General features: G+C 63.5%; 5 protein-coding genes. 1 reads left to right on the forward strand and 4 read right to left on the reverse strand.

What is annotated here, in order from left to right; all coding sequences use genetic code 11:
- Nucleotides 1–469 precede the first annotated feature (469 nt).
- The 4 genes from J0I64_RS03400 to J0I64_RS03415 all read right to left on the reverse strand — a co-directional run bounded on the left by J0I64_RS03400 (nt 470) and on the right by J0I64_RS03415 (nt 3,357).
- Nucleotides 470–1,633, reverse strand: a complete 1,164-nt coding sequence (locus J0I64_RS03400) for an MFS transporter (protein WP_291406215.1) — start codon at nt 1,631–1,633, stop codon at nt 470–472.
- Between the two features lie 67 nt (nt 1,634–1,700).
- A complete protein-coding gene (locus J0I64_RS03405) occupies nt 1,701–2,108 on the reverse strand; it encodes a DUF2177 family protein (protein WP_291406216.1) in 408 nt (135 codons plus the stop codon).
- Nucleotides 2,109–2,119: 11 nt separating this feature from the next.
- Nucleotides 2,120–2,767 (reverse strand): ChrR family anti-sigma-E factor, encoded by a 648-nt coding sequence (locus J0I64_RS03410; RefSeq protein ID WP_366933681.1) that lies wholly within the window; start codon nt 2,765–2,767, stop codon nt 2,120–2,122.
- The gene (locus J0I64_RS03415) at nt 2,767–3,357 is read right to left on the reverse strand and encodes a sigma-70 family RNA polymerase sigma factor (RefSeq protein ID WP_291406218.1); all 591 of its coding nucleotides are present in this window, start codon (nt 3,355–3,357) and stop codon (nt 2,767–2,769) included. Before J0I64_RS03415 ends, J0I64_RS03410 begins: the two co-directional genes overlap by 1 nt.
- Here J0I64_RS03415 and J0I64_RS03420 point away from each other — a divergent pair.
- On the forward strand, nt 3,356–3,592 hold a 237-nt coding region (locus tag J0I64_RS03420; protein ID WP_291406219.1), incomplete at its 3' end, for a hypothetical protein. The genes J0I64_RS03415 and J0I64_RS03420 overlap by 2 nt on opposite strands.

Genomic DNA, 3,592 nt, shown 5'->3' on the forward strand with positions numbered 1-3,592 from the left:
GGTGATGGTGTCGCCGGCATTGGCAGCTTCATATTTGGTGATAGCGGCATCGAGCAGCGCCACGGTGTCCGGGCCCCAATGCGTCAGAAACGAAATCTCGGCGGCCTGCGTCCCCACGCTCGTCGCCATCATCAGCGCGCCGATTGTGGCCAGGTGCCATCCCTTGCATGCTTTCATCGTCGTTCTCCCATCCTCTGGCAGGGGCTTCTCCAAACCTCTGCGTCCAGTAGTGTTATGACGTTATAACGACTCTTGCAAGTGGGATACCTCTGGCACGCATGCCGGCCCAAATCACGGGCAGGACAAAGCCCCACCCATGCGGTTACTTTTGAACTGACGCTTTCCCACACCCGGGCGGCGCCCCGCGCAGGCCGAGGCCTATCCTGAGATATCGAGGCGAGTCCGGGTCACGTCCGATGTGACAATCGAGCGGCAAGGCCGCTTCAGTGGACGGCAAGACGCAGGAAGCTCAGGAGCGCGCGGCTTCCAGCTGTCCCGCCGGGCTTGGTGCAGCGAGCGCCCGCGTTGCCATCAGCGCTGCAACCAACACCGGCACGACGATCCAGTAGGAGAGGCGAATGCCAAAATGCTCGGCGATAAACCCGAGCAGGGGCGGGCCAGCAAAGAAGACCACAAACGTCATCTGCGACAGCGCCGCCACATTGACCGCAGCCGGCCGATCGGTCCGCCGCGCCGCTTCCGAGACGGCGAGCGGATAGATCGAGGAGCAGCCGACACCCGCAAGCACGAAGCCAGTCAGCGCGATCCATGGCTCGGGCGCCGCCGCTACGAGCACCAGCCCGACAAGGGCCAGCACCAGCAGCACCGTGGCGACCATGCGCGGCCCAAAACGGTCCACCACCGGGTCCATGCCAAGGCGTCCGCTGGCAATGGCCAGCGAGAACAGCGTCACGCTGAGCCCGCCGATAAACGGTTCGACGCCAAAAACGTCACGCATATAGATTGCCGACCAATCCACCCCCGCGCCCTCGACAAACAGCGGCGCCGCGCCCAGAAGGCAAAGCGGCAACAGGCCGATCGTCGGAAACGAGAATGGCGGGGTTTCCCCCGCATGATCTTCAGGTCGCTTCGGCGCGTTCTCCATCTTGGAAAACACCACCCAGCCCGACGCTACGACGACGATCAGCATGACGAATGTATGCAGCTCGATCGAAATCTGCGCCTGGCGCACCACCGCTGCAGCCAGCGCCGTCACGAAAAAGCCAAGGCTCCACATGCCATGCACACGGCTCATGATCCGGCGGCCCAGCACTGCTTCGTGGCGATCCGCTTCGATATTGGCGTTGATCTCGAGCGCCCCGGACAACATGCCGGCCCCGAAAAACAGCGGCGCCGCCCACAGTGCCGACGGCATCCAGGGAATGATGGCATAGAGCACCGAGGCTCCGAAAACGGTCACCATGGTGATCATTCGCGCCCCCAGGCGCTCCACCACGCGCCCGCCAAAAGTCAGGCCGCAGAGCACGCCAAACGACATGGTGATCAGCATCAGCCCGAGCTGGCCTTCGGTCAGCCCGAATTTGACCTGCAGGTCAGGCAGGCGGGAGAGGAGCGCGCCCATCGAAAGGGCAAGCGCGAACTGGAGAAAGAAAATACGGTGGTGCGGCTTCATGACGGCGATGCTCTAGCCGCCCTGCCCCGCCACCGACAAGTCCGCTGCGCGCTTTCCCGTACGTTTCTCAGACGGTTCCGAACATCTTCACCGCGCCATAGCCGGCCAGCGCGGCAATGGCGCTGACCGTTACGCCCCAGGCAAGGTCGACCATGCTGACCATGGCCGGCCAGTTGCGGATGGTCGAGAGATTGGTGAAGTCATAGGTGCCATAGGCAACCAGCCCCAGCAGCGCCCCAAGCCCGATGGCCTGCAGCCACGAGCCCGAATGGGCCGCCGGCAGCACCGTGAAGACCACGAGCCCCACGAGATAGACGAGATAAAAGGCCGCTGCGACCACAAGGTTCGGGTTGTCGGCGAGGAGATCGCCCAGCATCGGCCGGTAGAGAATGCGCGTCGCCACGCTCAGCCAGACGAAGTCGAGGGCAAAGAACACGGCCGCAGAAGCGAGATAGGCTATGGCGAAGTTCGGCATCTTATCCTCTGTCAGATCTTCAGGAACGGCTGCGCCAGCCGCACGATCAGGCTCTTGAAACGCAGTGGGGCATCGGTCACGGCAAGGCAGATGCATTCATCTTCCTCGCCCGCTCTTGGCTGATGCTCGACCGCATCATTGGCTTCTTCGATATCGCCAACGCCAAAGCGGTCCTCGTCGTCGACGAGCGTGCCGCGCAGCACCACGGTCAGTTCGAGCCCGCGATGACCATGCTCGGGCACCGGCTTGCCGGCCGCGATACGCAACAGGCGCACCGAGGTCTGCCCGTCTCCGGTCTTGATCAGAAACTGTTTGGCTCCAGTGCCCAAATTCCGCCAGGCAATGGCATCGAGATCGTTCCCGATATAGTCGCGCAGCGGCGCGGGCACGTTGGAGGCCACAGCCGGCTTCACCTCGCGAACGGGCGCCGGTGGCGCCGCATCGAGCCGTGCCAGCGCCAGGGCCAGCGCGTCCTCGCGCATCGGCTCGGCTCCGATGGTTTCGAGCAGGGCGCCGCCAACCTGTGCAGCAGCGCGCGCCCGTTCCCGGCACGGCGCGCAATAGGCAAGGTGCGTGGCAACCGCAAGACTCCAGCCTTCGGCCAGGCTTCCCGCCTCGTAGCTCAGCAGCAATTCGTCACTGACATGGTGGTTCAGCATCACGGCCGCTCCCCCGTCTGTGCCGTCAGATAATCGCGCATTTTGCGGAATACCTGACGCATGCGCGACTTGACGGTGCCGAGCGGAATGCCGAGTTCGGCGGCAATCATGGTCTGGGATTTGTCCTCGTAGTAAGCGAGCGTAAGGAGTTGCCGCTCGCTGGCAGAAAGATCGGCTATGGCTTCCACGACCTGCGCCGAGGACTGCTTGACCTCGAGCGCCGCGTCGGCCGCCACATCCTCGTCGATCCGCAGCGCCGGCTCTTCCGGGTCGAGCTCTGGGTGTTTTTCGCGCCTGAACGCGTCGATGCGCCGGTTGCGGGCAATGGCAAAGATCCAGGTCGCCGCGCTTGCCTTGGCCGGGTCATAAAGACCGGCCTTGCGCCAGACCATGGTCATGACTTCCTGCGCCAGTTCCTCGGCGCCCGCCGCATCGCCCCCGAGCCGCATCAAATAGGCTTTGATGCGCGGGGCGAAATGCAGGAACAGCGCCTCGAAGGCCTGCCGGTCGCTGTGTCGGGCAATGGCGAGCAGATGCCCAGACATGGCCAGTTCGAGCGCCGCATCCCCGGATTTCTTGGGGGAATTCATGACCGATCTCTTGCTCCTGCCCATGACGCGACGGGGCAACAGCCCTACCGGGTCATACTGCCATGGACGGTCGATCTGTGAAACAGGTGCGCTCATGAACCTGTCTACGCAGCCCGCGCACCGGTGGATCATCCCGAAAAAAAGATTCATCGGCCCAAACCATTTGGCCTGTCCCTGCGTATCTCAAGAGCAAGCCAAGGAACCGGACAGCGTGTTGCACGACCCCCACCTCATC

This window comes from Devosia sp., assembly GCF_017307565.1.
Taxonomy (GTDB): domain Bacteria; phylum Pseudomonadota; class Alphaproteobacteria; order Rhizobiales; family Devosiaceae; genus Devosia.